We start from the raw sequence: 24,090 nt of genomic DNA, 5'->3' as shown, positions 1-24,090 counted from the left end.
TCAGGTTGATGGTTCATTGGTGGGAAGGGACCGAGCCATGCCGCGGCCTGTCCTCGAAAGGACGACCAGGATCCTCTCGGCCTCCTTCCCACTTCAACCATACACCCGAACCAACACACAGGATCCTAGGGTCTGCGCTCGTCGCTTCGCTCCTTGCTCCGCCCTAGGATGACGAAGACGACAGACCGTGATCCTTCGCCCCCTCTGGCCTGCCCGCCGTCTCCCCTCAAGGAGATTGGCAGCTCGCGTTCAAATCTTGATGGCGCTCATGATCGCCTTCGACACCACCGCGCAGCGGCCGGGCTCTACCGCGCCCGCCGCCAGCGGCACGCCATTTCCAGCCGGCACCGCCGGCTCGTACCAGCTGCGCAGCGCCTGGTCGCTGGCTGAGTAGCCCCAGTTGACGAGATCGATCGTCTCTTCGCTTCCCAGGAAGTGCAGTGAGGTGGCGATATCGGCGGGCGCTGTCGCAGCGCTCTGCACGAAGGTCGGGTCCGTTGCGTCCGGCCTGCTGGCGATCGACCAGTAGACGCCGCGGGTGGCGGCATAGGCGGGGCGGCTCGCGTCATTGGGCAGGCCCGTGGCGTCGGCGTCTTTGGCGGCCTGGAAGCGGGCGATGAGATCGCGTCGCCGCAGCGACCGCACCTGGTTGTCGGTGGTGTCGAGCACGCGGTTTACCTGCGAGAACCAGTTCCAGTAGCCGGAGCCCGAGGCGCGCCAGGGCGCGCCGGCATCGCTGACCAGCAGCCAGCGGCAGCGCTTCAGCGCCGGCTCGATGCCGTGATTGTCGTAGACGCCGCCATCGGTGAGCACGGCGCGGCCGGCCGGAACCGCAGGACCGACGCTGGCGTCGAGCTTGTCGTTTTGCCACTCGAATTGCGTCAGGTCGAGCCTCAGCGGCGACAGGAACGGCGGGAAGGCCGAGGACGCCGCGATCGCGGTCGCGACCGGCAGGTCGGCATGGTAGGCGACGCCGATCCGGTAGTCGGCGATATAGCGGTTGGACATGCGGAACAGCGAGCCGGTGCTGAGATTGCTGGAGCAGAACACGAACCAGGGACGCCCGGTCAGGCCCTTCAGCATCGGCCTCGATCCATTGAACAGGTGGCGCTCGTAGCAGGCCGCGACTTCCGCCGCCGCGCTCGAAAACGGATTGAGCAGGCCCTTGAGGATCGAGGGCGCGTCGAGGAAGACCTGCGAGAAGGCGAGGATCTTTGTGAGGTAAAGCTCGCGGAAATTGCCGGCGACGCCATTGGCGAAGGTGAGGCGCGGCCAGACCACCGCCAGCAGCCCGGCGGCGATCGAGCCGCCCGAGACCGAGCTCACCATATCGATTTTTTGAAGCAGGCCGGCCTCGTTCAGCCGGCAGAGCACGCCGGCATGGAACAGCATGGCGCGGTAGCCGCCGCCCGACAGGCAGAGGCCGAGATCGTAACGCTCGACCTTGTCGTCATCCGGTGATGATACTGCCGGAATCGGCTCCATCGCGGCCCCCTCTGTCTGTCCGTTCGGCGCATTCGAGCTCGGCTTTGCTCACTCCAGCCCAGTGCAGCCGTTCTGGCAAGCGGCGGAAACGCGTAACTTCACAGATTGGGAATCGGGCCGCGTGCCGGCCTTTCTGGAAAAAGAAAGCCCGGTCGCAAGCCGGGCAAGAAGGCTTTGGGATCTGCCGACCGGAGCCATTCGTTCGGCGGCTACCAATCTGCATCATCATTATGACAGGGGGATGAAACCTCTACTGATTGATCTCGGGCTCGACGAGCCTTGCCAGGTTCTTGAGCGACTCCTGCCAGCCGAGATAGCAGGCCTCGGCGGGGATCGCGTCCGGGATGCCGGCCTGGGTGATCTCCATCTCCGTGCCGACCGAGACCTTCTTCAGGGTCACGGTCACCTGCATCTCGCCGGGAAGGTTGGGATCGTCGAACTTGTCCGTGTAGCGCACGAGCTCGCCCGGGACGAGCTCGACATAGTCGCCGCCGAAGGCATGGCTTTCGCCCGTGGTGAAGTTGCGGAAGGACATCTTGAAGTTGCCGCCGACCTTTGCCTCGAAGTGATGGACGGTGCAGGTGAAGCCGTTCGGCGGCAGCCACTTCGCCAGCGCGTCCGCCTCGATGAAGGCGCGGTAGACTTTCTCGGGCTTGGTGGCGAGCACGCGGTGCAGACGGACAGTGCTTGGCATATCGTTTCTCCTCATGATTGCCGGTCTATGCTCCTATGACGAACGGCGTTTGGCCAGCCCGACATCGATGGAGGAGATTTTTCGCCGCCAGCCTTCGCCGGCAGAACGGCGATGTTCGGTAGCCGATGCCGCCTGGCGAGATCCGCCATCGTCGGAAGCGCGCAATCTCCCCCTTGTGGGCTGTCCGGGGAAAGTATGAAGTGAATTGAAATGCCGCATGTGCATGCCCCGCAGGATGGGATTTTTCCGTCTGCCGTGTGGTTCTCGAGACTGAGAAAGGAGAACGGCGCATGCCCGGCATGGTCGAGCTGAACGACGGGCGGTCGAGCCTTGTTCTGGCACCTGAGAAGGGTGCGGCGATCGCCCGCTACGACGCGCTGCCGATCGACAGCGCGCCTGTCCCGCTGCTGAAGCCAGGAGACGGCACAGGCATGTCCGGCTGCCAGCTCCTGGTGCCGTGGTCGAACCGCATCTCGGGCGGCGGCTTCACCTTCGAAAGCCGGTTCCATGCCGTCCTGCCGAACGTGCCGGGCGAAGCCTTCCCGATCCATGGCGACGGGTTCCAGAAGCCGTGGCGGCTCGCCGGCCGCACCGCCACGCAGGCGGAGCTGGTGCTGGAGGAGGGCGCCATCGGACCCTATCGCTATGCGGCGTCGGTCACCTATGCGCTGCGCGACGGCGCGCTGGAGGCGCGCCTGACGGTGGAGAACCGCGCCGGCATGCGCCTGCCTTACGGCCTCGGCTTCCACCCATGGTTCCCGCGCGGCGACACGACCCTTTTGAAGGCGAGGGCGAAGCGCGTCTGGCTGGAGGACGAACGCCATCTGCCCGTCGGCGTGGTGCCGGTGAGCGAGCGCCCAGGGTGGGATTTCGATCGCCCAATCCCGCTGCCGCCGGAATGGGTGAACAACGGCTTCGACGGCTGGGACGGCCGCGCCTCGATCGTGCAGTTCGAGGACGGGATCAAGATCACGCTGACCGCCTCGCCGGAACTTGATGTCTACATCCTCTATTCGCCGTCGCCGGACGCCGGCTTCTTCTGCTTCGAGCCGGTCTCGCACGCGGTCGACGCGCATCACGGCGAAGGGCTGACGCCGCTTGACGATGGGGAAACGATGAGCGCCGAGATGCGGCTGGACTGGGAAGTGGTGGAGACCGATTGAGGCGCGCCGGCGGCGCGAAATCTCCCTCGGTGAGGGGATGGGCGCCTTCGGCCAAGGCGCGCCACTCTTGAAGTGCTGGAGATTGGCGAAAGCCGAGGCGACGTCCAATCTCCCCCCAAGTGGGGGAGATGTCCGGCAGGACAGAGGGGGGCGCCATAGAGTAGAAGCGTTGGCGACCCAAACCTCAGCGTCCTAACTCCGACCATGCCGCATACGCGTCCGCCACCAAGACACCGCGCCAAGGCGAAATCGATGCGCAAGGTCATGACTGATGCGAGTTGAAGTTGTGGAACGAACTCCGCGCGCATCGGCTGATGGGCCTGGGGTTCCGCAGGCAGTTTCCAATCGCAGGTTACATTGTCGACTTCGCCTGCCCGGAGAAAAGGCTGGTTGTGGAGGTGGATGGGTCACAGCACGGCGAAGCCGGCCGGGCAGGAGCCGATGGGGCCAGAACCAATCGACTGCAACAGGACGGCTGGACCGTCCTGCGCTTCTGGAACGACGAGGTCATCCGCGACATCGACAATGTCTGTCAGCACATTGTTATTACGGCGGGATTGGCTGGTCCGATCTGAGACGCTGGCGGGACAGCGCCCCCCTCTGTCCTGCCGGACATCTCCCCCACGAGGGGGGAGATCGGACGTCGCCTCGGCTTTCGCTAATCTCCTTCGATTCTCGATGCCCCCTTCACAGCTCCTTCTCCGCCAGCTCCCTGAACTCGTCCGGCACCGAGCGCGCGGCTTCCAGCGCCACCGTGCCGTAGCCCACCGCCTCCTTGCCGAAGCGCTGGCGGATCTTGTCGATGGCGCGGTCGGCGCCGAAGCGGGCGAGCCCCTTGCGGCTGCCGGGCTTCAGCTTCTCATCGGCGAGGCCGAGCGGCAGCTCGAGCTGCAGTTCGGCGTGCTCTTCCAGATGCGAGACCGAGATGGCGAGCAGCGAGATCTCGCGCTCGCCCGGATGGGCGGCGAGCACGCCGCGCACCAGCTCCTCGGCGATCTCGGCGAGCATCTTGGTGGCCGAGATCGGCTGCTCCAGCGTCACCGCGCGGGTGACGGCGCGCAGATCGGCGAAACGCACGCGCACCGTCACGGTGCGGCCGGGGCGGTCCTTGGCGCGCAGGCGGCTGGCGACGCGATCGGCCAGATGCAGGAGCGTCGGCACGAAGACGCTGGGCAGCGCCGGCTTGCGGCCGAGCGCCGATTGCGCGCCGGCCGAATGCGCCCGCCTGTGCGTCTCCAGCCGGCGCGGGTCGCGGTTCCAGGCAAGGGCCGCAAGCTTCTGGCCGGCGGCTTGGCCGATCAGCCGCTGCAGCGCGCCGCTGTGCGTGCGCGCCAGCTGCCCGATCGTCTCGACGCCGATCTCGGCGAGCCTCGCCTTGGTCGCCGGGCCGACGCCCCACATCAGCGTGACCGGCAGATCGTGCAGGAAGGAAAGCTCGGTGCCGGGCTCGACCACCACCAGCCCGTCGGGCTTGGCCACCTGCGAGGCGATCTTGGCGAGATGTTTCGTGCGCGCCACGCCGATCGAGATCGGCAGGCCGAGCTCGGCCTTCACGCGGCGGCGGATGGTTTTCGCGATCTCCTCCGGCGGCCCGAACAGATGCGTGCAGCCGGCGACATCGGCGAAGGCTTCGTCGATCGAGATGCGCTCGACCAGCGGCGTGAAATCGTCGAGCACCTTGATCGCGGCGTCGCCGAGGCGCTGGTATTCGCTGAAGCGCCCGCCGACGAAGATGAGCTGCGGGCAGAGCTCGCGCGCCTTGCGGCCGGGCATGCCGCCGCGCACCCCGAAAATCTTGGCCTCATAGGAGGCGGCAAGTACCACGCCGCCGCCGACGGCGATCGGCTTGCCGCGCAGCGATGGGTCGAGAAGCTGCTCGACAGAGGCGTAGAAAGCGTCGAGATCGGCATGCAGGATGGTGGCGGTCGAAGCGGCGTTCATGGCGGGCATCGCGCGCTCCAGTCTCCCGTCCGCTTTGCGGCGTCGCAGCATTAGCAGCGACTGTTGCAAGCGGTGTCCTTAGGAACATAAAGAGAACAAAACCGGTTTTTTGTCAAGCCGCCGCGCTGCACAAGAGAACACTTGCAACCGGATACAACCGAGGCGTTTGGAGGGGTTGTGCGCAATGCAGAAGCCGCCGATCTCCCTCACGAGGCGAGATCGGCTGCCATTATGCCGGTTTGGCGTATTGCTCGGCGCTGAGCACCTCGATGCACTGGAATGGCTGGTTGCCCACCACCCAGGCGTCATGGCCGGGCGGGATCGTGTAGGACGCCCTCGGTGAAGGTTTTCTCGGTCCCGTCGTTCATCCGCACGGTGATCGTCCCGGATACCACATAGCCGACATGCGAGACCTGGCAGCTGTCGGTCTTGACCACCGGCTTCACGCACTCGGACCATTTCCAGCCCGGCTGCATGTTGAGGCGCCCGAGCGTGAAGCCCGGCAGGCGCACGATCTCGACGCGCGTCTTGGCGGGCGAGCGGACCTCGTCGGGGTTGTTGTGCGATTTGGATTCGAGTTTGGTGACGTTCATTGGCGCTTCGGCCCATGGCATCCTCCCAGATTGCAAGAGCCCAGCGGAGCCTGACGCCGTGATCATCGGCGTCCGCCGCCGGATTCATACGCCTTGCAATCAGTAATTGCTAATATAACGCGGAGCCAATGGGTTCAGGCCAATGAAAAAAGGCCCGCGTCTTCCGGAATGAATGCGCGGGCCGAAGCTGGAGTAGCCGTTCATCCAACGCGCTTGCGGCCAACTGGTTGCGCCTGGTTGGGCGCAACACGTTGCGACCGGGCTACGGTCCCATGTGCCGGCGGACTGAAGTCTCACCTTGCAACGCAGAGGCCCGACCATCCGGATTTCTGGAAACAAGTGCGTGGCCAGTTCATTGCCTGACAGGTCGTCGAACAAAGTCCCTTCATCGGCGGCTCAAAGGGAGCTGCCCGCCATTTCCTGCGACGTGGCGGGCAGCTCCATAGCCTGCCAGAGCGGTTCTGCATTTCCTGCCAAGGGTGTTGTTATGCAACTCGGCGAGTTTATCGCGAACCTGTTCGCCGCTCTTTTGCTGGCAGCGGTGATCGCCGGCGTCTTTCTCGCCTTCGGCAGGTCGCCCTGGCCGGAGCGCCGGGCCCAGATGACGGTACTTTTCCCGACCGATGCGACGACGACCGGCTCGGTGCGCGGCGCCTGCTTCGAGCCTTGCCTGCCGTCCCGCTTCGATCTCGAGCGCGCGCCGCCGAGGCCATCACCGGACCAACTCTGAGGAACCCTATCGCCGGTCGCGCCGTTGAGTCCCCCGAAGGGATGCTGTGGGCGGAGGCCGCCATGAACAGCTTCGAACTCATCGATCTTCTCTGCGTCGTCGATGCCTGCGCAAGCGATCGCGCGGCCGGCTACCTTATCTCAATGTCGAAAGCCGTCGAGGAACTGCGCGTCCTGACCGGCGACTTCGTCTCGTCGGACGAGGCGGCGGCGAATGCCTTGAGCCAGGTCGCCCTGGAGCGCGGCTGCGCGGTGCTCTTCGACGAACAGCCGGGCGCCGACATTGTCGGCGAATTGTGATCTCCGCCTCTCGAGGGAAGGCGACAGAGGGGGCCGCCTCCAAGCGGAGACAGCCCCCTCTGGCCATCTCCCCTCAGCGGGGAGAGTGGCGCCCCGCCATCTCTCACTTCACCAGGGTGATCATCCGGCCCGCATACATCTCGCGGTTGCCGAGCTCGGCCGTGCAGTCCGCCTTCACGGCGGAGTTCCCCGTCATCTGCACCGTATTGCCGACCAGCCGCAGGCAGCTGCCTTGCGCGCTCATGTCGGAATTGCCGGTATAGGTCATGGTCGCATCGGGGGCGTAGATGAAGCCGCTCACCACCGAGCCGGATCCGCCGTTCAGCGTCAGCGCCTGTGTGTTGCCGTGGGCCTGGAAGATGGTGATGCCGGCGTAAGGGCCGCTGGTCATCGGCGAAAGGTCAACCGTCTCGTTGGCGTTGATGATGAGCTGCGAGCCCTCCATCAGGAAGATCGTCACGCCATGGCCCGTCAGGCTGCCGTTGCCGCCGGGCTTTATGACGACGTTGCGCAGGACGTAGATGCCCGGGTTGAGCGTGATCTTTCCCGACCAGGTCTTGTCGCAATAGGTGCCGGGCGAGAGCGTGATCGTCTTGCCGTTGGGCATCGTGGTGCAGAGCCCGAAGGGGGGCGGCGTGACGTCGGCCAGCGGATCGAAGGACGCATACTGGTTCTCCAGCGGCGCGCCGCAGGAGAGCGTGGCGCTCGGCGGCGTCATGCCCGAGGTCGCGCCGACCGTCGAGACGCATCCGGCGCTGACCACGGCCGAACCGCCCCGGTTGACGGCATTGGCCGCGTCCGAGTTGGCGGCGATCACGCAGCCGTTCATCGCGACATTGGTCGAGCCCTGCAGGTCGACCGCGTCACCGGCATGCGGATCGAGCGCCAGCACGCAGGCCTGCGCTCCGGGCTTGACCTCGACTGAAGCCGAGCGGATCGCCTGCCAGGCGGGCGCGCCGCTGACGAAGGCCGGCCGGCTGATGCTGGACGACAGCGAAATAAAATATGCGCTCGGATCGCCGCTGGCCGTTGCCTGGAAGGCGTCGAGGCTGCCCGAATATTCCCCGGCGTCGGCGGCGCTCATATTGGCGGCGAAGAAGGTCTGGCCGAGTTGCCGCACGTCGTTCGCCGACATGGTCGGCTGGTATTTCGTGCCCACCGCGAGCCCGGCCGCGTCCAGCGAGTTCTGCAACTGCGCGGCGTCGTTGCTGGTGCCCACCAGGTCGACGCCACCGGCCACGACGAGCATCAGCGGCACCATGGCGAGCGCGGTCGCCAGCGCGAAATTGCCGCCCTTCGAAGCCCAGAACCGTCCAATCATGGGAGCCGCCCTCGCCGTAAATCACAGACAGATATCCCAGCCGTCTCTACGAGCGATTTCCGAAAAAGATAAAATGCAGCGAATGCTAAAATAGCAGCATTTTCTAATGGTTACTCCTTTAGTCTGAATGGATTAGGGCCTTAAGTCTTATCCATTTGCCGCATGAGGGGCGAAAGCGCCCTCTGGGGTCCGACCGGCGTAAGTCGAGCAAAAAAATTAGTCATTCGTTTATCGGCGGGTGTTTGACGTAATGGTCGGGATAGCTTGGGCGCGCTTGGCCATGGCCTCATTCAGTCGAATATTCAAACAGTTCCTCACTTGTCGCTTGCGAAGGGACAGGAGCGGCAATGTCGCCACCATCTTCGCGCTTGCCTTGCCGGTCGTGGTCGGCGGGGCGGGGCTCGGCGTCGAGACGTCCTACTGGTATTATTCGAGCCTGAAGCTGCAGGCGACGGCCGACGCCGCCGCCTATGCCGGCGCGCTGGAGAAGGTCGCCGGGTCCGATGCCGCGGCGATCACGGCGGCCGCCACGCAGTCGGCGACCGACAACGGGCTGGGTAACGTCACCATCACTGTCCACACGCCGCCCACCACGGGGCCGAACACCGGCAACAAGGCTGTCGAGGTTATCCTCAACCAGAATCTCGACCGGATGTTCACCGCCATCTTCACCCAGAGCAAGGTATCGGAGAAGGCGAGGGCGGTGGCGCTGATCATCGATGCTTCCAAGGCCTGCGTGGAGGCGCTCAATCCGTCAGCCTCGCAGTCAGCGCTGTTTGCCGGCAACACCAACGTCAACCTTGTCGGCTGCTCGGTCATGGCGAATTCGACCGCCAGCGATGCCATCAAGTCGCAGGGATCGGCCGGGCTCTCGGTCGACTGCCTGATCTCGGTTGGCGGCGTGTCGCTGAACACTCCGGCAACCACCGTCTGTGCCACCCCGATCACCCAGGCATTGCCCGCTTCTGACCCCTTCTCCGACCTGCCGACGCCAGCGGCCACCAGCCCATGCAAGAATGTCAACGGCAACAAGAGCTCGCAGACGCTGCAGTCCGGCACCTACTGCAGCGGCATGGACCTCAAGGGCAATGTCGCGCTCCAGTCAGGCACCTATGTCGTGCAGGGCGCTTTCAAGATCAACGCCAACGCGGTCATTACCTGCGCCTCGCCCTGCACCGGCGTGACCATCTTCATGTCCGGCAGCAACACCGTCAGCATGAACGGCAACGCCACGGTGAACCTGAGCGCGCCGACCTCGGGCAACTATTCCGGCGTGCTGTTCTATGGCGACAGGAACGGGACCGCGGCGCAAAGCACCTTCAACGGCACCGCGAATTCACTTTTGACGGGCGCCATCTATTTCCCCAAGCAGCAGGTCAACTATCTCGGCAACTTCTCCGGGTCGGGCGGCTGCACGCAGGTGGTTGCCGACACCATCCAATGGTCCGGCAGCACGACCATCAAGCAGGACTGCACGAGCCTCGGGATGAGGAATATCCCTGCGGCGGCGTCGGTTGCGATCGTCGAGTAGCGGCATGGGGCCGGCAGCGAAACGCTTCCGCAAGAACCGCTCCGGCGCCGCCGCGGTGGAATTCGCGCTCGTGCTGCCGGTGCTGTGCGCCGCGCTCTTCGGCATCGCCGACGGCTGGTCCTACGTCACCAGCTCACTGGCGATGCGGTCCGGCGTGAAGACGGCGGCGAACCTTTTGTTGGCCGGCGCCTCCGATGACAACGCCGTCCAGGCCGCCGCGCTCGCAAGCTGGCAAAAGAAGCCCGACGATGCGGCGGTCGCGATTTCCCGCAGCTACAAGTGCGGAACGACCGTGGTCGCGTCGGCGTCGACCATGTGCGCGGGGTCCAAATATCCCTCGATCTATGTCCAGATCCAGGCGTCGGGCACCTGGGTGCCCCCTTTCACCTTCGGTGTCTTCCCGCACAACAGCGGGCTCGCCCATCAGCAGGTGGTCCGTGTTCGTTGACAAAAGAGCAAAGGCGTTCGCTGCCAACGCTTCGGGCGGGGCCGCGATTGAATTCGCGCTGGTCGTGCCTTTCCTGATCATGCTCTTGTTCGGCATCTTCGCCTTCGGCTGGTCGATGAACAACATGTCCAGCGTGCGCTACGCGCTGGAGGCCTCCGCGCGCTCGCTGCAGCTCAACAACACGATGACCCAGTCCCAGATCCAGGCGATCGCGACGCAGAAGCTGCAGGCGCTTGGCCTGCAGGATGTAACCGTCACGATCGCCACCGATAAGCCGAGCGGCGGCTTCTGCATCGCGCATGTGAACGCCAGCTATGCCTTCGTCATCGACTTCCCGCTTTTCAGCGACTTTCCGATCAGCCAGTCGACCACGGTGAACGTGCCGCTGCTCAACAGCGTGAAGGGAGCTTGCCCGACATAGCCGCAACTCGATCGGCCGACCGTCGAGCTCGCTGCGCAGCGTTTTTCCGTCCGGAATTGCGTGAGTTGGTTAGGCCGATCCCGGCAAAGCTATATAAAAGTATATATTGGTATTCGCTCGCGATTGCGTAGAAACGAACCGCCGGCGCGCCTAGCGGCCGGATGCCGGCGGCGCAATGCATCACGCCAAGCACCTGGTGCAGCATTTTTTGCGAAAACCGATGCATAAACAAGACTTTGGAGCTCTTCTGCCGACCCAGGCCGCACGGCGTTGGGCCGATGGTCCGATGCGGCGTGGGCCTTCATTGTTCCAGAGGGCGGACCCGCGCTTGGTCGAATTATTTATGTAATGATTTCAATAAGTTAAAATGTATTTTCGACCGGCGTCGAGGTTGTTTTGCCGGCTTGCTCCGCTGCCGTGGCGGTATTTGTCTAAAAGTTACTCCAAGCCCTTAGGAAATTCTCATATGACGCGGCCTAGCGGTTGGGCAGTAGTGAGATTCACCTGCGGAGATAGGTTATGACAATCCGAAAGACACTCCTGGCATCACTGGCCATCCTGGCGCTCGCGGCTGCTCCGGCGCTTGCCGGGGCCGGTGGCAACGGTGGCGGCCATGGCGGCGGCAACGGCGGCAGCCATGGCGGCGGCAACGGCAATGGCGGCGGCAAGGGCAACGGCGGCGGCAAGGGCAACAGCGGCACGCATGGCAAGGCGTCGGCTCCGGGTCAACTGGCGAAGTCGCAGGACGACACCACCGTGGCCGCGACGCCGAAGGAAAAGAACCTCCACGCCAAGCTCGGCCGGCTGAACTCGCTGCAGCGCAACATCAACGCCTACCTGAACTCCAAGAGCCCGAAGTTCGCTGCCGTCCAGGCCTATGTGACTCAGGCGGCCACGGCCCAGAACGCGCAGGCCGCGCTCGACGCGGCAAACGCCAAGCTGGCCGCCGACCAGGCCCAGCTCGACGCGCTCAACCAGCAGCTCGCCGACCTCAACGCGACTGACACGACCGGCTTCACGCCCGAACAGCAGGCGGATCTCGACGCGCAGATCGCCGACGTGCAGGACCAGATCGACGCGCAGAACACGGCGATCACCGATGACACCCAGGCGGTCACGGATGCCGAGGCCACGGTGGCCGCTAACCCCGCCCCCGATGACGCCTCGCTCGACGCGGCCCTCCAGGACATGGCCAACAAGCCGGTCGATCAGGAGGTCACGGACTGGGCCAAGGACGTGCTGGCCGACAAGATCGACCAGGCAGCCGCCACGATGACGACGCCGTAAGGCGCGAGCCTGCCAGAGGGGTGAACTTGCCATGCCGCCGGGCTTCCGCCCGGCGGCATTTTCGTTGGTGACATTGATCTCCCCTTGCAAGCCCCCTGAGCGGGATCGGCGGTCCGCCGCCTCACGCCGATTTCAGCCGAATTTCAGCCGGGCATCACGCCGGCGGACAGGGCTTCGGGCAGGATGAGCGAAAAGGAAGGAACGCATCATGGCGGACACGCAAGGCGCACGGCACTGGAACGAGAACAATTCCCGCAGCTTTCTCGACTATGGGCGCTACTTCGTTCCCGAACGCGAACGCCAGATCGACATGATCGCCGACCTTATCCCGGCCGCGCCGGGCGGCCTGCTGGTCGAGCTCTGCCCAGGCGAGGGCTTGCTCAGCCGCGCCCTGCTTGAGCGATTCCCGGACAGCCGGGTGCTGGCGCTCGACGGCTCGCAGCGCATGCTCGAGCGGACGCAGACAACCTGCTGCGATCATGCCACTCGGCTGACCACCAGTGTCTTCGAGCTGGCGGATCGCGGCTGGCGGAGCTTTTCCGAGCCGCCGCAGGCGATCGTCTCATCGCTCGCCATCCACCATCTCGACGGCCGGCAGAAGCAGATGCTGTTCGCGGACCTTGCAGCGGCGCTCCGCCCCGGCGGCGTGCTGGTGGTGGCCGACATCGTGCGGCCGCCGAGCGCGGCCGGCCTCGGCATCGCCGCGCGGCAATGGGACGAGGCGGTGCGTTCGCGCTCGCTCGCGATCGACGGCGACCTTGCGGCCTTCGCCGAGTTCAACCGGCTGGGCTGGAACTATTTCCGCAACCCCGACGGCGAGCCGATCGACAAGCCGTCCTCGCTGGCCGAGCAGCTTGCCTGGCTGTCCGAGGCCGGTTTCACCGAGGTCGACTGCATCTGGCTCTTCGCCGGCCATGCAATCTTCAGCGGACGCAAGCCTTGATGTCGCGGGGCAGTCGTGATGTCTTCGAGCGTGCAAGGATGTTGACCGACGGCTAAGCCGTCGCGTGCAGGCCGAATTTGTGTGACGTCTCCTCGAGGGGCGACATGACGACGTTCGAATTCTCCGGCCACAGGCTCGATCTGCACAGGGGCAGGCTGCAGAGGGGCGGGCACGACGTCGACCTGCGCGCCAAATCGCTTTCGCTGCTTACTTACCTGCTGGAGAATGCCGGCCGCGTCATCGGCAAGGACGAGTTGGTCAATGCGGTCTGGCCGAACATCGCCGTTTCCGACGATTCGCTCACCCAATGCATGAAGGACATCCGCAAGGCGCTCGGCGCGGAGGCCGATGGCCTGATCCGCACCGTGTTGCGGCGCGGCTATGTGATCGACGAGGAGCGCGTGCGCCGCCTCGAGGATCGGGTTGCCACCGCGGCCGGGGAGGGGACGGCCGACGACAAGCCGTCGATCGCGGTGCTGCCCTTCGAGAACCTCAGCGGCGACCCGGCGCAGGACTATTTCGCCGACGGCATGGTCGACGAGATCACCGCGGCGCTGTCGCGCATGCGCTGGCTGTTCGTCATCGCCCGCAATTCGAGCTTCGCCTACAAAGGCGAGGCCGACGGCGTGAAACGGGCCGGAGCCGAGCTCGGTGTGCGCTACGTGCTGACCGGCAGCGTCCGCAAGGCCGCCGATCACATCCGCCTCACCGGACAACTCATCGACTCCGCTTCCGGCAAGACGATCTGGGCCGACCGTTACGACGGCACCATGGCCGATGTGTTCGACCTGCAGGACCGGCTTGCGGCGAGTGTCGTCGGCGCCATCCAGCCGTCCATCCTGTCGGCCGAGATCGAGCGTTCGCGGCGCAAGCGGCCGGAAAGCCTCGCCGCCTACGACTACGTGTTGCGCGCCTTTCCGCTCACCTGGTCGCTCGAGCGGGCGCAAAACGAGGAGGCCGGCACGCTGCTTGAACGGGCGATCGCGATCGAGCCGGATTATCCGTTGGCGCTTTCGCTGCTCGCCTGGTGCCACCTGCAGCGCGCGGGCTACCGCTGGACCGAAACGCCGGCCGCTTCCCGCGAGGAGGGCCTGCGCCTGGCGCAGAAGGGCGCGACGCTCTCCGGCGACGACCCGATGGTGCTCGCCGTGCTCGGCGCGGCGCATTCCTTTGCCCGCGACTACGATGTCGCCGACATGCATCTGGCGCGGGCGCGCGCGCTCGATCCGAATTCCGCCTGGGCCTGGCTGCGCAGCGCCTGGCTGGACGTCTATCGCGAGCGGCCCGAGGCGGCGATCGAGAAGTTCGAGCATTTCGAACGGCTGAGCCCGCGCGACCCGATGGGCTACATGGCCGAGATCGGCATCGGCGCCGCGCATTTCGTCGCCGCGCGCTATGACGAGGCGGTGGCGCTGACGCAGCGCGGCCTTAGCCAGCAGCCGGGCGCCTGGTGGGGACTGCGCCTGCTGGTCACGGCGCTGGTTCATGCCGGTCGCAAGGACGAAGCACGGCACGCTTGCCGCAGGCTCATGGAAACCTACCCGGGCCTCACCATTGCCAGGGTTGGCGACGCCTCGCCCTTCGACGCGGGCACGAGTGAACGCATCGCCGCCGGCCTGCGCGAGGCCGGCCTGCCGGAGTGATCTAGAACCGGCCGCCCTAAAGCGCGTCGCGATCTTTCAGATTCGCTCCATGCGCTTTGGGTTTTGATTTTACGCATGTCTTTGTCCCGAAACCGGTTCCCACTTTCGAGAGACATGCCTTAGCGCTGGCGCCCGCCCGCCGATTTCGCCGCAATTTCCGCGCAGTTTCGTCGGGGCTTCACGATCTCCGGCCGGGTGCCGGCTACCCTCATCCTCGCTGTCGCTCACGGACAGTTCGAGGACGGAGACCACACCATGACCACGCTGGTTCCTTTCATCGGCCTCGCAGCCGATCGCCTGTCGCATGCTTCTCCCTCGCGGCTTTTCCGGCTGCTGGCCGCTGTGACGTCGTCCCTGCTGTGGCTGCCGCGCTTCTGGAGAGCGCGGAACGACCTCGCAGCCCTTGCCGCCATGAGCGAATGCGAGCGCCGCGACATCGGCCTCACCGCCTTCGACATCGAAAACGCGCTCGCGCTGCCTGTCGACCACGACCCGACCGAGGTGCTCGCGCGCGTCGTGGACGATCGCCGCCACTGCCGCGAGAGCTGAGCGCCGGCACCGCGAGAGCAATTCCAGGAAAAGTGTGTAACGGTTTTCCGCCCGGAATTGCGTAAAAACAAATACTTAGAGCGGTTCGGCGATTCTATGAATCGCTGAAACGGCTCTAAGGCCGAAGGAAAATCACCAGACGTGGCAAGGCCAGCGCTAGTTGGGATCACCGGCCCTCGAGCCGCCGTGTGATCCGCCCCCGTAGCTGTCGGACTGACCGCGACCGGACAGGTAGCCCTGACCTGGCGGGCCGCGGTGGATGTGCTTCTTGTCGCCCTGTCCATTGCCGGGACGCGATCCACCCGACTTGGCAATTGCCGTGGAGTTCAGACTCGTGCCGAGCAGAAGCGTTATGGCTGGCGGCGTCATTGCCGCGAAGCGACCGGCCTTCTTGAGAAAATCGCGGCGCGCTCGAGCCTCTGAAACCAGACTCTCAGGTATCCGCTTTGTATGTTTTGTGCTTTCAGTCGCCATGTTACCACCCCCTTTTTGCGATTTTACTTTAGTCTTCCATCGCAAGGATAATAGTTCTCCGAAAGACTTAGGCGTTGCCGGGCTGGAGCCGAAGCCGCATCCTGACCTTTCGCGTTTGTGCCCATCCGCGTAGCCAAGAGCAGCATTCTCTTGTGATGCAGACTGGTTTTTGCTTCGGCGTTTCTCCAACGCCGAGCCCGGTCTTGTGTTCGATTAGAGGGATGCAGCTATCGCCACTCATCCAGCCGATCCCGTAACCAATGACGACGACCTGAGAGCCCGGCTCGATCGCCTTTTAGAAGTGTCCCGCCGGCTTGAAGAAGATTTCATCCACACCAAATCGCGCCGCCGCCCCCGCGCGTCATGGCTAATATGCCTTGCGGCGTGTAGAGTTAGCGGGTGAGGGTTTCACAGGGCATTGGGAGGACAACAAAATGCCGCGGGTTTCGGAGCTTTTCTTTAAAACTGCCGTCGTCTTTCTCATCCTGGGCATTGCCGCCGGGCTGCAGATGGCGATTTCGGGCGACCACGGCGCCTTCCCGGCGCATGCCCACATCAACCTTCTCGGCTGGGTCACCAGCGCGATCTTCGGCGGTTACTATGCGCTCAATCCGGCCAAGGCCGAGCGCCGCGTCGCCATGATCCACTACGGCCTCTACACGGTTGGCCTCGTCATCATGCTGCCGGCGCTCTACTGGCTGCTGGCGGGAGGCCATCCGGGGATCGAGCCGGTCGTGGCTATCGGCTCGCTGGTCGTCGCCGCCGCCGTGCTGGTCTTTGCCTTCGTCGTCTTTTCGCCCGCCGAAGCGGTGCGCTCCACGGCGGCTGCCACGGCGCGCTGAACATCGATAGCCATCGCCGGGCGGCCGCTCGCCGCTCGGCCGCGGCACGGGTGGAAGAGCTGCAGACTTCCGGATCGGCCCGCGCGCCGGTTGGGCCCGAATATCGTCGCAAGCCCGCTATGCGTCCGGGCGGTTGCAATCGCGCTGTTCCAGCACCCGAATGACGAGCTACCCCGACCTTCGTCCTTATGGATGCGTTTCGACTACATCGGCATGAGCGTACTCTTCTTCGCCAGCCGGCGCGTCCAAGTAGCTAAGTCCCCGTAAGGTCCCCGCTGGTTAGGCCCGGTGGCTCTTGCTCCCCGAAATCAAGGACACCGGGCCGCTCCCGAAGGCGGCGCTGACGATTGTCAGAGCGGCTCGCCGTAACGACTTTAGGGCAGCAGCTTCGGGAACAGCCGCGAGATCAGCGCATGGATAATGCCGTCCCGCTCGAACGGGCCGGGCAGCTTGGCCGGCGTTGGGCTGGCGTCGCTCGCCGTGGTCTCGTCCATCACGCGATTTTCGGCGTGCACGAGCCACAGCACGGCCACGAAATAGCCTGCCTGCAGCACCACGCCCGCCAGGAACGTCCAGGCCAGCGATGCCCAGACCGATCCCGTGGATCCGTAGGTCCATCCAAGGACCACCAGAAGCGTTGCCGTCATTCCCACAAGGAACTGCGGAAAATACATTTGCCCTACCGAGCGCCGCAACCCGTTTCGGCTCCGGCGATCTCGCCCGTTTTTCTACCCGTCTCGACCCTTGCACCTTTTCCGCGAGGACCGCAAGGCTTCAGGCAGTCTCCATGCCATAGACCTTAAGGCCGTGCCATCACGGCCAACGGTCCGGGACCTCTGCCTCAGGAACCAAGCCAGGGCCGATCCGTTCCCATTCATCGCGTTAATCAGGAGGAACTGATGGGCCGCAGCGTCTACGAGGCGCGGTGGCTTCTTGCGCCCGTCTTCGACCTTTTCGTCGTCGTTGCCGCCACCGGAATCCTGCTGAACTAGAACCGTCGCGATTCCGCAACCCGACGACCGCCGAAAACGTCCCTTCATCGGCGGGAGGCCGACCCAGCTGCTTTCCTGTAAAGGCGGCGGGGCCGGTTTGTCGTTTCTCCGGATGCCGGCCGCCGATATGCGGAGGCTGCAAGGCGATCCAGATAGTTGGTCGTCCCTCAACTGCTGGACACAGCCCGGTCGGCGAAGTCCTGTGTCATCACGATAAGCAGGTCGGGCTGTCCGGGATCCGCTGTCCGAATATGACTTTGCCCCGATCTTTCGCCGGGTACGATTGGCGTGCCCCGCGTCCGGGAGGCAACGTGGCTTCGGCAGCGTGCTGGCGCAGGAAAACAAAAAGGACCCGCCAGGCCTCGCGGCGCGGCGGGTTCGTTTGTCGCGATGACGTCCGGATCAGGCCTCCAGGATCGCCACGATCGTATACGTGTCCGGATCGACGATGATGATGCGTCCGTCGGCCAACACGAAGTACTCGAAGTCTTCATAAGCCGGGACGATCTTGACGATGCGGGCCGGAACACGGTGCAGGCGAATCTTGTGCCGCGGGATCTCGACGCCGACCGAGATGTCGAAGGTGACATCACGAACCGGCTGGACGTGGGTCTCGTGAATGATCTGCGTGATCTGCGTCTTCTGCTCGACCGTCACGTTGGTGATCGAGGCCGTCTTGTTCTGGTCGGTCTGGACGGTGCCCTGAGCGTTCTGCTCGGTGCTCGTGCCCGTCTTGCCCTGCGCGTTCTGCTGGGTCTGCATCTTGGTGGTGCCCTGCGCATTCTGCTCAGTCGTTGTGCCGGTCTTGCTCTGGGCGTTCTGCTCCGTCGTTGTGCCGGTCGTCCCTTGGGCGTTCTGCTCAGTGGCCTTCAACTTGGTCTTGCCCTGGGCCTGTTCGTTCGTCTTCGAGCCCTTCGGGCAGTTGGCCATGCCGGTCTGGCACTTGGCCGTACCCTGAGCCTGCTCCTCGGTCTTTGTGCCGACCTGCCCCTGAGCCTGCTCAGCGGTCTTCATCTTCGGCTTGCCCTGAGCCTGCTGCTCGGTGCTGGTACCGGCTTGACCCTGGGCCTCATTGGTCTTCAACTTGGTCTTGCCCTGGGCCTGCTCTTCAGTGTTGGCGCCGGCCTTGCCCTGGGCTTTCTGCTCGGTCTGCGGCTTCATCTTGCCCTGGGCCTTCTCGCCCGCCTTGCCGCCCTTCTGACAGTCGGCTTGGCCGGCGACACAGTTGTTGTCGCCGCTCGGCTGCGCGGATTCGGTCTGCGCCATCGCGGCGCCGCAACCGACGCCGAGCGCGATCATGCTCGTGATCAGCAGGTGTTTCATCTGATTTCTCCTCGGAGAGTCGGTCCCTTCACTCGGATAAACCCGACGTAAAAGCCATTGTTCCGAATTTACTCCTCGAACCTCCGGTGACGTTTTGTGGAAACGCCGACGGAAGTTTTGCAGGAACAAGGATTGGCGGCCCGCGTTGGGCGAGTGCCGACGGCTGTGGAGATCGCAGGCGCAGCGTAGGAGGCGAACGTCACCCACGAAAGGAAACGACCATGAAGATGCATCTCACCACAGCCGCCGCGGGCCTCCTGCTTCTCGTCGGCATAGGCGCCGCCGCCGCTCAGGACGTCATCATCCAGCCCGAGCAGGAGACGGTCATCCGCGAATATGTGCACAAGCAGCCGCTGGCTTCGGTGAAGGTTCCCGGCGTCGAGCTCAGTATCGGCAGCACGCTCCCCGATACGGTAGAACTCCACGAAGTGCCGAACGTCAAATACCGTTACGTCGTGGTCGACAACAAGACCGTTATCGTCGATCCCGGTACTCGCAAGGTCGTCAAAGTGATCCAATAAAACCGGCGGGTCGCGCTGGAATGGTCCGTCGTCCGTTTGCGGGCGACGGACCATTGACCGGTTTTATTTTGTTACCAGATGCTAACGGAACCTTCCGCCGGAGCGCGCGTTGCCGCCTCTGGTTCGCCCTGTCTCACAGACAACACATAGACAACACAAAGTACGGGCAGCATGTGGATTCGGGCGGCGGCGATAACAGGCCCGGGCTGGGGGCGAGGAGGACTAGTCAACATGTCGAAACGAGAAATCGGAACATCCCGCTCGCTCGGGATGCGCGTCGCCGATCTGAAAGCCCGGATGCAGGACGCCAGGATCACCGAACACGAGATGAAGACCTTCCAGAAGGTCGCGGCCATCATGGGGGGCGGCGACGGCTCCCTACGCATCGATGCGGACGACCTGATCGCCGCATCCTTCCTCAGCGAGGCGCTCAGCGAAACATCGCCGACCTGAGGCGGCCAGCACCTCCCAGCCATTCGATGTCGACCGGCTGCCGCCCGGAATAGGGCGGCAGCGAGCGGCGTTGCGCATGGCCCACACCGGCACCGGCAAAGTTCGCTTCGCCATGCGATGCCCGTGCGATTGACAACTTCATGGTTGTGGCGTGAACCTGCGCAAGCCAAGCGAGCAAAAGGGGGTGAACATGAAAAGGACCTATGAAAAGCCGGTGCTGGTGAAGCGCGAGAAGCTGTCCGCGGTGACGGCCGATGTTCCGACCTCGCAGCAAGTCATCGATTGATCCGGTATCGAGGGCCTTCCTCGAAAAAAGAGCCCTTCGCCGAGTAGCGAGGGGCTTTTTCTTTCATAGCCTCGGCTGGTTCTCGCGCCTGGCTCTGACGCGCCTGATCTTGGCTTCGCGCAGCGCCGTCACCGGATCGATGCCGGTCCATAGGATGCCGGCCTTCTGGGCGAATGCGAGGAAGGTCCGCCGCGCTTCCTCGAGCTTCACGTCTCCCGTCCTCGTTGCATCGCAGGCCCGCACTGCCGCGCGATAGCAGTCGCCCCGCATCGCCGGCGGCCATTCGGTGAGGAAATTCTCCATCGCGGCCAGCGAAGCGATCTCGCGCTTGAAGCCGGCGCCGACGGCGATCGCCACCGGGCGGCGAAAGGCCATGTCGCTTCTGACGAGAACTCTATGCATGGCGGGCTTTCGGCTTGCCTGATCGTGCAAAGCAAACAATGCAAAGCCGCCGCGACGGTTCCCGGGCTCGCTCGGCGGAGCCGGATCATTTAGCCGCCGACGGAACAACAGCGTTCCCGAGGCGTTTGCCCCGGGAGCTCCTATGTTCGATTCTGCCTGGTTTCCGCGCGGAGGCAGGGCGGAGCTCGCCAAAACAACAGGAGACTTATGATGAAAACCACCCTTATTCCTGCTGTTGCCGGCCTAGCTCTGATCGCCGGCATAGGCTTTGCGGCTGCGGATGAGGTGATCGTCACACCGCAGCAGCAGACCATCGTCAAGGAGTACGTCCACAAGCATCCGGTCGCCTCGGTCAATATCCTGGGGCTGGAGCTCGGCATTGGCTCGACGGTGCCTGACACGGTCGAATTGCAGACGGTGCCGGACGTTCAGTACAGGTATGTGGTCGTCAACGACCATGCGGTTTTGGTCGACCCGAGCACTCGCAGAGTGGTACAGGTTATCGAGTAACCTATGTGCTTACGAGCCCCGATCCTCCCGCCATGCCGGCGGGAGGATGCCGGCTCCTAGAAAGGAGTCGCAACCATGCACCATCCCCATGTCGAATCAGCCGATTGCGCAAAGGCCGTCGACAAGCTGTTGGCCGAACATCGCACCGGCCTGCTGTCGATGGATGAAGCGATCACCATCCTGCGCAAGAGCACCGGAACCGACCGCTCTGACGCGGATTTAGCCGCATTGATTACAAAAAAGGCAGCGTATCTGGGCGTCGCCGTCGTCTCCGGCGCGCACTGAAGAAAATCGTTGCGTAAGTTCACGTCCCACGCGTCCGATGCGCAAGACGCAACCGGAAAATTCCGCTAATGTTTCCGTCGGGGCAACGGCCCCATCCAAAGGAGGCGACAGTGACGGACGACAGGCAGGAACGCATTCGCCGGCGGGCGCACGAGATTTGGGAACAGGCAGGGCGGCCGGAAGGCGCGCATATGGAGCACTGGGACCAGGCGGCCGCCGAGATCGACGGCGCTGCGAAGCCGAAGCCGAAGGCCGCGCCGAAGAAGGCCGCCACCGCCAAGGCCAAGGCGCCCGCCAAAGCCCCAGCCAAGGCAGCAAGCAAGGCCCCAAGCAAGGCAAAGCAAGCCGCCAAGCCGAAAGCCAAGGGCTGATTTCCGGCGACCAGCGTCGCCGGTCCATCCCCACAACTGTGAACGAGGGCGCGGGCAAGCTCGCGCCTGATAGATTTTAACGCGCATGGATATGCAGCAACTTGCGCCGCCTATGGCGTAGGTGCGAATAGTATTAGTTTAGGCTAAAATTAGCTATCCTTTATAAATAGACCTCGCCCGATCGCGGGTTGCTGGATAGGTCGGCCAGTCCACTGTGACGTTGCGGCAACAGCGCGCGTTCATTCGAAATGATCCCAGTAAAAGTCAGGTATTGAGCCCGGAACTCCCGTTGACGCGGTTCGCGCTCCAATGGTGCTTTCGCGCAAGGGCTTTTTCAATCCAACTTGGGGGCAGGGTATGCGGGGCATCAACCGTCTTATTTCGTTTGCGTTTCTGGCTGCGGCAAGCGGCGTTGCGGCACAGGGTTCGGCCGCGCCGGTCGAGCACGTCAAGGTATGCTCGCTTTACGGTGCGCAGTATTACTACAGCCCCGGCACCGACACCTGCATCAACGCCAATACCGGCGAGACGCGCCGCCTGACCGAGGACGGCGTGGTCGTCGGCAAGACGGCACTGGCGAGCAAGGTCGACGACATCGACGCCCGCGTCCAGCGCGCCTTCGAAGGCGCCTCGGTGGCCTCGGCGCTGACCAGCCCGGACCTGGTGCAGGGCGAGCATTTCGGCGCGCGCGTCAACTGGGGCAATGCCGGCCAGTCCAACGCCATGGGCGTCACCGGCGCGGCCGTGCTGGGCGAGGGCCTTTTCGCCGGCGGCAATGGCCGGCTGGCGGGCGCCGCCGGCGTCGCCTTCTCTGGCAAGACCGTCGGCGGCAACGCCGGCCTGCAGCTCACCTGGTAAGCGTTGACCAGGGGGCAATCATGTTCAGATATTTCCTTGCGCCGGCAATCCTCGGGGCGGCAACGCTGCTGGCCGCGCCGGCCCAGGCCGCGGTCGAATATGTCAGGGTCTGCTCGGCCTATGGGGCCAACTACTATTACAGCCCGGGCACCGACACCTGCATCAACGCCGACACCGGCGTGACCAACCGGAAGGTCGACGACGGCAACGGCGGGTTCACCACCGTCACCGGCAAGACGGCGCTGGCTGCCCACGTCGACGACATCGACAACCGCGTCACGCGCGCCTTCGAGAACGCCTCGATCTCGGCCGCCCTTGCCGCGCCCGACCTCGTCCAGGGCGAGCATTTCGGCCTGCGCGTCAACTGGGGCAATGCCGGCGACGCCGACGCCTTCGGCATCACCGGCGCCGCGGTGCTGAGCGAAGGCTTTGCCCATGGCGGCCGCCTGACCGGCACGCTGGGCATCGCCTTCTCCGGCAATGTCGTCGGCGGCAATGCGGGGCTGCAGTTCAGTTGGTAGGATGAGGCTTCCCCTTCTCCCAATGGGAGAAGGGAGGGGCGCTGAAACCGCTAATGCGCGCCCTGCTTCTTGGCGTACTGGGCGACCGCGCAGAGGAAGGCAAGCGCAGCCGTATCGCAGGCTCTCCGCGACGGCGACGGGCCCTTGGCGAAGAGGACCGCGTCCGCGACGGGGATGGTCAAGCCATGCTTCTTGGCGAATGAGGTGACTTCGTAAGGCTGGTCGTCCGGCAATGTGCCAATGTCGATTTGCTGGTCCATTAAACGAATTCCTCCCTGGTATGCGGCTCTACCCTCCTTAGCCTGGGAGGGATTTAACTCCTCGCCGCTCGCCCGCGTCCACCAATTTGCAATTGTGTGAAACGTTCCATTCCTCATGCCGGGCTGCGGCGGTTGCAGGAATGAAAGCCTATGCTGCGCTTATGCCCTGCGGGGTGGAGCCTTTAGCTATTGCTAATGTTGATCTTCCGACGCGAACATCGCCATGGACTGGGCCGCCGATCGGGCCGAACTCAATCGAGGTCATTTGGTGCCGCGCGATTGTCGCACATTCGGAGATCGAGCCATGAACCGGCGTCTTATGATCCTTTCCTCCCTCACGGCAGTGTCGCTTGCGGCCGCCGGGTCCTTGTCCCCGCCGTCCGCCCGCGCCGCCGAGCAGCAATCGGCGGCGGAGCTTCGAGCGGCAATGCGAAAGCTCTGGGAAGACCATATCACCTACACGCGAAACTACATCATCAGCGCCCTCGCTGGTCTGCGGGATGCGGACGACGTCGCCTCGCGCCTCCTCAAGAACCAGGACGACATCGGCGTCGCGGTAAGCCCCTATTACGGTGAGGCCGCCGGTCAAAAACTGGCTTCGCTGCTGAAGGACCACATCAAGATCGCGACGGAAGTGGTCAAGGCGGCAAAATCGGGCAGCAAGGACAAGCTCGCGGCCGCTCAGAAAAAATGGAGCGGCAATGCCGACGACATTGCGATGTTTCTCGCCAAGGCCAATCCGAACTGGTCCGAAAAGGCCCTACAAGAGATGCTTCACAAGCATCTGGAACTGACGACCGGCGAAGTGGTTGGCCGGCTGGAGAAGAATTGGGCGGCAGATATCAAGTCCTATGACGAAGGGCATGATCACATGCTGAAGTTTGCCGACATGCTGACGGAAGGCATCGCCAAACAGTTTCCCGACAAGTTCGCCGGCTGAAAGC

29 protein-coding genes and 2 pseudogenes are annotated in these 24,090 nt (G+C 64.1%); 21 read left to right on the top strand and 10 right to left on the bottom strand.

Features of this window, described 5'->3' with window-relative positions; genetic code table 11:
• Window positions 1-249: 249 nt before the first annotated feature.
• Window positions 250-1,485, bottom strand: coding sequence for a patatin-like phospholipase family protein (locus tag EN853_RS19410; protein WP_127859779.1), 1,236 nt, complete (start codon window positions 1,483-1,485; stop codon window positions 250-252).
• Window positions 1,486-1,735: 250 nt separating this feature from the next.
• The gene (locus EN853_RS19405) at window positions 1,736-2,179 is read right to left on the bottom strand and encodes an SRPBCC family protein (protein WP_127859778.1); all 444 of its coding nucleotides are present in this window, start codon (window positions 2,177-2,179) and stop codon (window positions 1,736-1,738) included.
• A 290-nt stretch (window positions 2,180-2,469) separates the two neighbouring features.
• Here EN853_RS19405 and EN853_RS19400 point away from each other — a divergent pair, with 290 nt between their 5' ends.
• Window positions 2,470-3,342: an aldose 1-epimerase gene (locus tag EN853_RS19400; protein ID WP_127859777.1), complete on the top strand. Its 873-nt coding sequence runs from the start codon at window positions 2,470-2,472 to the stop codon at window positions 3,340-3,342.
• A 252-nt stretch (window positions 3,343-3,594) separates the two neighbouring features.
• Window positions 3,595-3,917: pseudogene (locus tag EN853_RS19395) on the top strand (endonuclease domain-containing protein).
• Between the two features lie 112 nt (window positions 3,918-4,029).
• Here the strand turns inward: EN853_RS19395 and dinB are convergent.
• Together dinB and EN853_RS19385 are read right to left on the bottom strand one after the other, a co-directional pair.
• A complete protein-coding gene (dinB, locus tag EN853_RS19390) occupies window positions 4,030-5,292 on the bottom strand; it encodes a DNA polymerase IV (RefSeq protein WP_245517119.1) in 1,263 nt (420 codons plus the stop codon).
• A gap of 296 nt (window positions 5,293-5,588) precedes the next feature.
• Window positions 5,589-5,876: a cupin domain-containing protein gene (locus tag EN853_RS19385; protein WP_245517118.1), complete on the bottom strand. Its 288-nt coding sequence runs from the start codon at window positions 5,874-5,876 to the stop codon at window positions 5,589-5,591.
• Between the two features lie 298 nt (window positions 5,877-6,174).
• Here EN853_RS19385 and EN853_RS34640 point away from each other — a divergent pair, with 298 nt between their 5' ends.
• A complete protein-coding gene (locus EN853_RS34640) occupies window positions 6,175-6,606 on the top strand; it encodes a hypothetical protein (RefSeq protein WP_245517117.1) in 432 nt (143 codons plus the stop codon).
• Window positions 6,607-6,668: 62 nt separating this feature from the next.
• Window positions 6,669-6,905, top strand: a complete 237-nt coding sequence (locus EN853_RS19375; RefSeq protein WP_127859775.1) for a hypothetical protein — start codon at window positions 6,669-6,671, stop codon at window positions 6,903-6,905.
• 103 nt (window positions 6,906-7,008) lie between these two features.
• Here EN853_RS19375 and EN853_RS19370 read toward each other — a convergent pair whose 3' ends face one another.
• On the bottom strand, window positions 7,009-8,226 hold the full coding sequence (locus tag EN853_RS19370; RefSeq protein ID WP_127859774.1) for a TadE/TadG family type IV pilus assembly protein: 1,218 nt from the start codon (window positions 8,224-8,226) through the stop codon (window positions 7,009-7,011).
• Window positions 8,227-8,551: 325 nt separating this feature from the next.
• Between EN853_RS19370 and EN853_RS19365 the strand changes: the two genes are divergently transcribed.
• The 7 genes from EN853_RS19365 to EN853_RS19330 all read left to right on the top strand — a co-directional run bounded on the left by EN853_RS19365 (window position 8,552) and on the right by EN853_RS19330 (window position 15,048).
• Window positions 8,552-9,757, top strand: coding sequence for a pilus assembly protein TadG-related protein (locus tag EN853_RS19365; RefSeq protein ID WP_245517116.1), 1,206 nt, complete (start codon window positions 8,552-8,554; stop codon window positions 9,755-9,757).
• A gap of 4 nt (window positions 9,758-9,761) precedes the next feature.
• Entirely contained in the window at window positions 9,762-10,205 is a 444-nt protein-coding gene (locus tag EN853_RS19360) for a TadE/TadG family type IV pilus assembly protein (protein ID WP_127859772.1), read from the top strand.
• Window positions 10,195-10,626, top strand: a complete 432-nt coding sequence (locus EN853_RS19355; RefSeq protein WP_245517115.1) for a TadE/TadG family type IV pilus assembly protein — start codon at window positions 10,195-10,197, stop codon at window positions 10,624-10,626. Before EN853_RS19360 ends, EN853_RS19355 begins: the two co-directional genes overlap by 11 nt.
• 519 nt (window positions 10,627-11,145) lie before the next feature.
• Window positions 11,146-11,913: a hypothetical protein gene (locus EN853_RS19345; RefSeq protein WP_189343899.1), complete on the top strand. Its 768-nt coding sequence runs from the start codon at window positions 11,146-11,148 to the stop codon at window positions 11,911-11,913.
• Window positions 11,914-12,121: 208 nt separating this feature from the next.
• Window positions 12,122-12,856 carry a class I SAM-dependent methyltransferase gene (locus EN853_RS19340; protein WP_127859769.1) on the top strand — a complete coding sequence of 245 codons (735 nt, stop codon included), beginning with the start codon at window positions 12,122-12,124 and terminating at the stop codon, window positions 12,854-12,856.
• 104 nt (window positions 12,857-12,960) lie between these two features.
• Window positions 12,961-14,499, top strand: a complete 1,539-nt coding sequence (locus EN853_RS19335; protein ID WP_127859768.1) for a winged helix-turn-helix domain-containing protein — start codon at window positions 12,961-12,963, stop codon at window positions 14,497-14,499.
• Between the two features lie 255 nt (window positions 14,500-14,754).
• The gene (locus EN853_RS19330) at window positions 14,755-15,048 is read left to right on the top strand and encodes a hypothetical protein (protein ID WP_127859767.1); all 294 of its coding nucleotides are present in this window, start codon (window positions 14,755-14,757) and stop codon (window positions 15,046-15,048) included.
• 156 nt (window positions 15,049-15,204) lie between these two features.
• Here the strand turns inward: EN853_RS19330 and EN853_RS19325 are convergent, their stop codons facing one another.
• Window positions 15,205-15,522, bottom strand: a complete 318-nt coding sequence (locus tag EN853_RS19325; RefSeq protein WP_127859766.1) for a hypothetical protein — start codon at window positions 15,520-15,522, stop codon at window positions 15,205-15,207.
• A 434-nt stretch (window positions 15,523-15,956) separates the two neighbouring features.
• On the opposite strand from EN853_RS19325, the gene EN853_RS19320 reads away from it, so the two are divergent.
• Entirely contained in the window at window positions 15,957-16,364 is a 408-nt protein-coding gene (locus tag EN853_RS19320; protein WP_127859765.1) for a hypothetical protein, read from the top strand.
• 374 nt (window positions 16,365-16,738) lie between these two features.
• Here the strand turns inward: EN853_RS19320 and EN853_RS19315 are convergent, their stop codons facing one another.
• Both EN853_RS19315 and EN853_RS19310 read right to left on the bottom strand, forming a co-directional pair.
• Window positions 16,739-17,038, bottom strand: coding sequence for an exopolysaccharide production repressor protein (locus EN853_RS19315; RefSeq protein ID WP_127859764.1), 300 nt, complete (start codon window positions 17,036-17,038; stop codon window positions 16,739-16,741).
• Between the two features lie 720 nt (window positions 17,039-17,758).
• Entirely contained in the window at window positions 17,759-18,679 is a 921-nt protein-coding gene (locus tag EN853_RS19310) for a DUF1236 domain-containing protein (protein ID WP_127859763.1), read from the bottom strand.
• Window positions 18,680-18,900: 221 nt separating this feature from the next.
• Here EN853_RS19310 and EN853_RS19305 point away from each other — a divergent pair, with 221 nt between their 5' ends.
• The 3 genes from EN853_RS19305 (at window position 18,901) to EN853_RS34020 (ending at window position 19,939) form a co-directional block, all read left to right on the top strand.
• The gene (locus EN853_RS19305) at window positions 18,901-19,200 is read left to right on the top strand and encodes a DUF1236 domain-containing protein (RefSeq protein WP_127859762.1); all 300 of its coding nucleotides are present in this window, start codon (window positions 18,901-18,903) and stop codon (window positions 19,198-19,200) included.
• A gap of 231 nt (window positions 19,201-19,431) precedes the next feature.
• Entirely contained in the window at window positions 19,432-19,653 is a 222-nt protein-coding gene (locus tag EN853_RS19300; protein WP_127859761.1) for a hypothetical protein, read from the top strand.
• 190 nt (window positions 19,654-19,843) lie between these two features.
• A complete protein-coding gene (locus EN853_RS34020; protein ID WP_189343898.1) occupies window positions 19,844-19,939 on the top strand; it encodes a putative RiPP precursor in 96 nt (31 codons plus the stop codon).
• Between the two features lie 63 nt (window positions 19,940-20,002).
• Here the strand turns inward: EN853_RS34020 and EN853_RS19295 are convergent, their stop codons facing one another.
• On the bottom strand, window positions 20,003-20,341 hold the full coding sequence (locus EN853_RS19295; RefSeq protein WP_245517114.1) for a DUF982 domain-containing protein: 339 nt from the start codon (window positions 20,339-20,341) through the stop codon (window positions 20,003-20,005).
• A 210-nt stretch (window positions 20,342-20,551) separates the two neighbouring features.
• Here EN853_RS19295 and EN853_RS19290 point away from each other — a divergent pair, with 210 nt between their 5' ends.
• The 5 genes and pseudogenes from EN853_RS19290 to EN853_RS35305 form a co-directional block, all read left to right on the top strand.
• Window positions 20,552-20,851 (top strand): DUF1236 domain-containing protein, encoded by a 300-nt coding sequence (locus tag EN853_RS19290; protein WP_127859760.1) that lies wholly within the window; start codon window positions 20,552-20,554, stop codon window positions 20,849-20,851.
• Between the two features lie 75 nt (window positions 20,852-20,926).
• The gene (locus EN853_RS19285) at window positions 20,927-21,136 is read left to right on the top strand and encodes a hypothetical protein (protein WP_127859759.1); all 210 of its coding nucleotides are present in this window, start codon (window positions 20,927-20,929) and stop codon (window positions 21,134-21,136) included.
• A 110-nt stretch (window positions 21,137-21,246) separates the two neighbouring features.
• The gene (locus EN853_RS19280) at window positions 21,247-21,507 is read left to right on the top strand and encodes a DUF2934 domain-containing protein (protein WP_127859758.1); all 261 of its coding nucleotides are present in this window, start codon (window positions 21,247-21,249) and stop codon (window positions 21,505-21,507) included.
• 357 nt (window positions 21,508-21,864) lie between these two features.
• Window positions 21,865-22,365 (top strand): porin, encoded by a 501-nt coding sequence (locus EN853_RS19275; RefSeq protein ID WP_167524526.1) that lies wholly within the window; start codon window positions 21,865-21,867, stop codon window positions 22,363-22,365.
• 20 nt (window positions 22,366-22,385) lie between these two features.
• Window positions 22,386-22,529: pseudogene (locus tag EN853_RS35305) on the top strand (porin); the annotation flags it as partial.
• Between the two features lie 407 nt (window positions 22,530-22,936).
• Here the strand turns inward: EN853_RS35305 and EN853_RS19265 are convergent.
• Complete coding sequence (locus EN853_RS19265; protein ID WP_127859755.1) at window positions 22,937-23,146, bottom strand: hypothetical protein; 210 nt, start codon at window positions 23,144-23,146, stop codon at window positions 22,937-22,939.
• A gap of 223 nt (window positions 23,147-23,369) precedes the next feature.
• Here EN853_RS19265 and EN853_RS19260 point away from each other — a divergent pair, with 223 nt between their 5' ends.
• Window positions 23,370-24,086 (top strand): hypothetical protein, encoded by a 717-nt coding sequence (locus EN853_RS19260; protein WP_210234802.1) that lies wholly within the window; start codon window positions 23,370-23,372, stop codon window positions 24,084-24,086.
• The last annotated feature ends 4 nt before the right edge of the window (window positions 24,087-24,090 follow it).

The sequence above is a fragment of the Mesorhizobium sp. M1C.F.Ca.ET.210.01.1.1 genome (assembly GCF_004791585.1).
In the GTDB taxonomy this organism is placed as follows: Bacteria; Pseudomonadota; Alphaproteobacteria; order Rhizobiales; family Rhizobiaceae; genus Mesorhizobium.
This window is presented reverse-complemented; position numbering and strand designations above follow the sequence as displayed.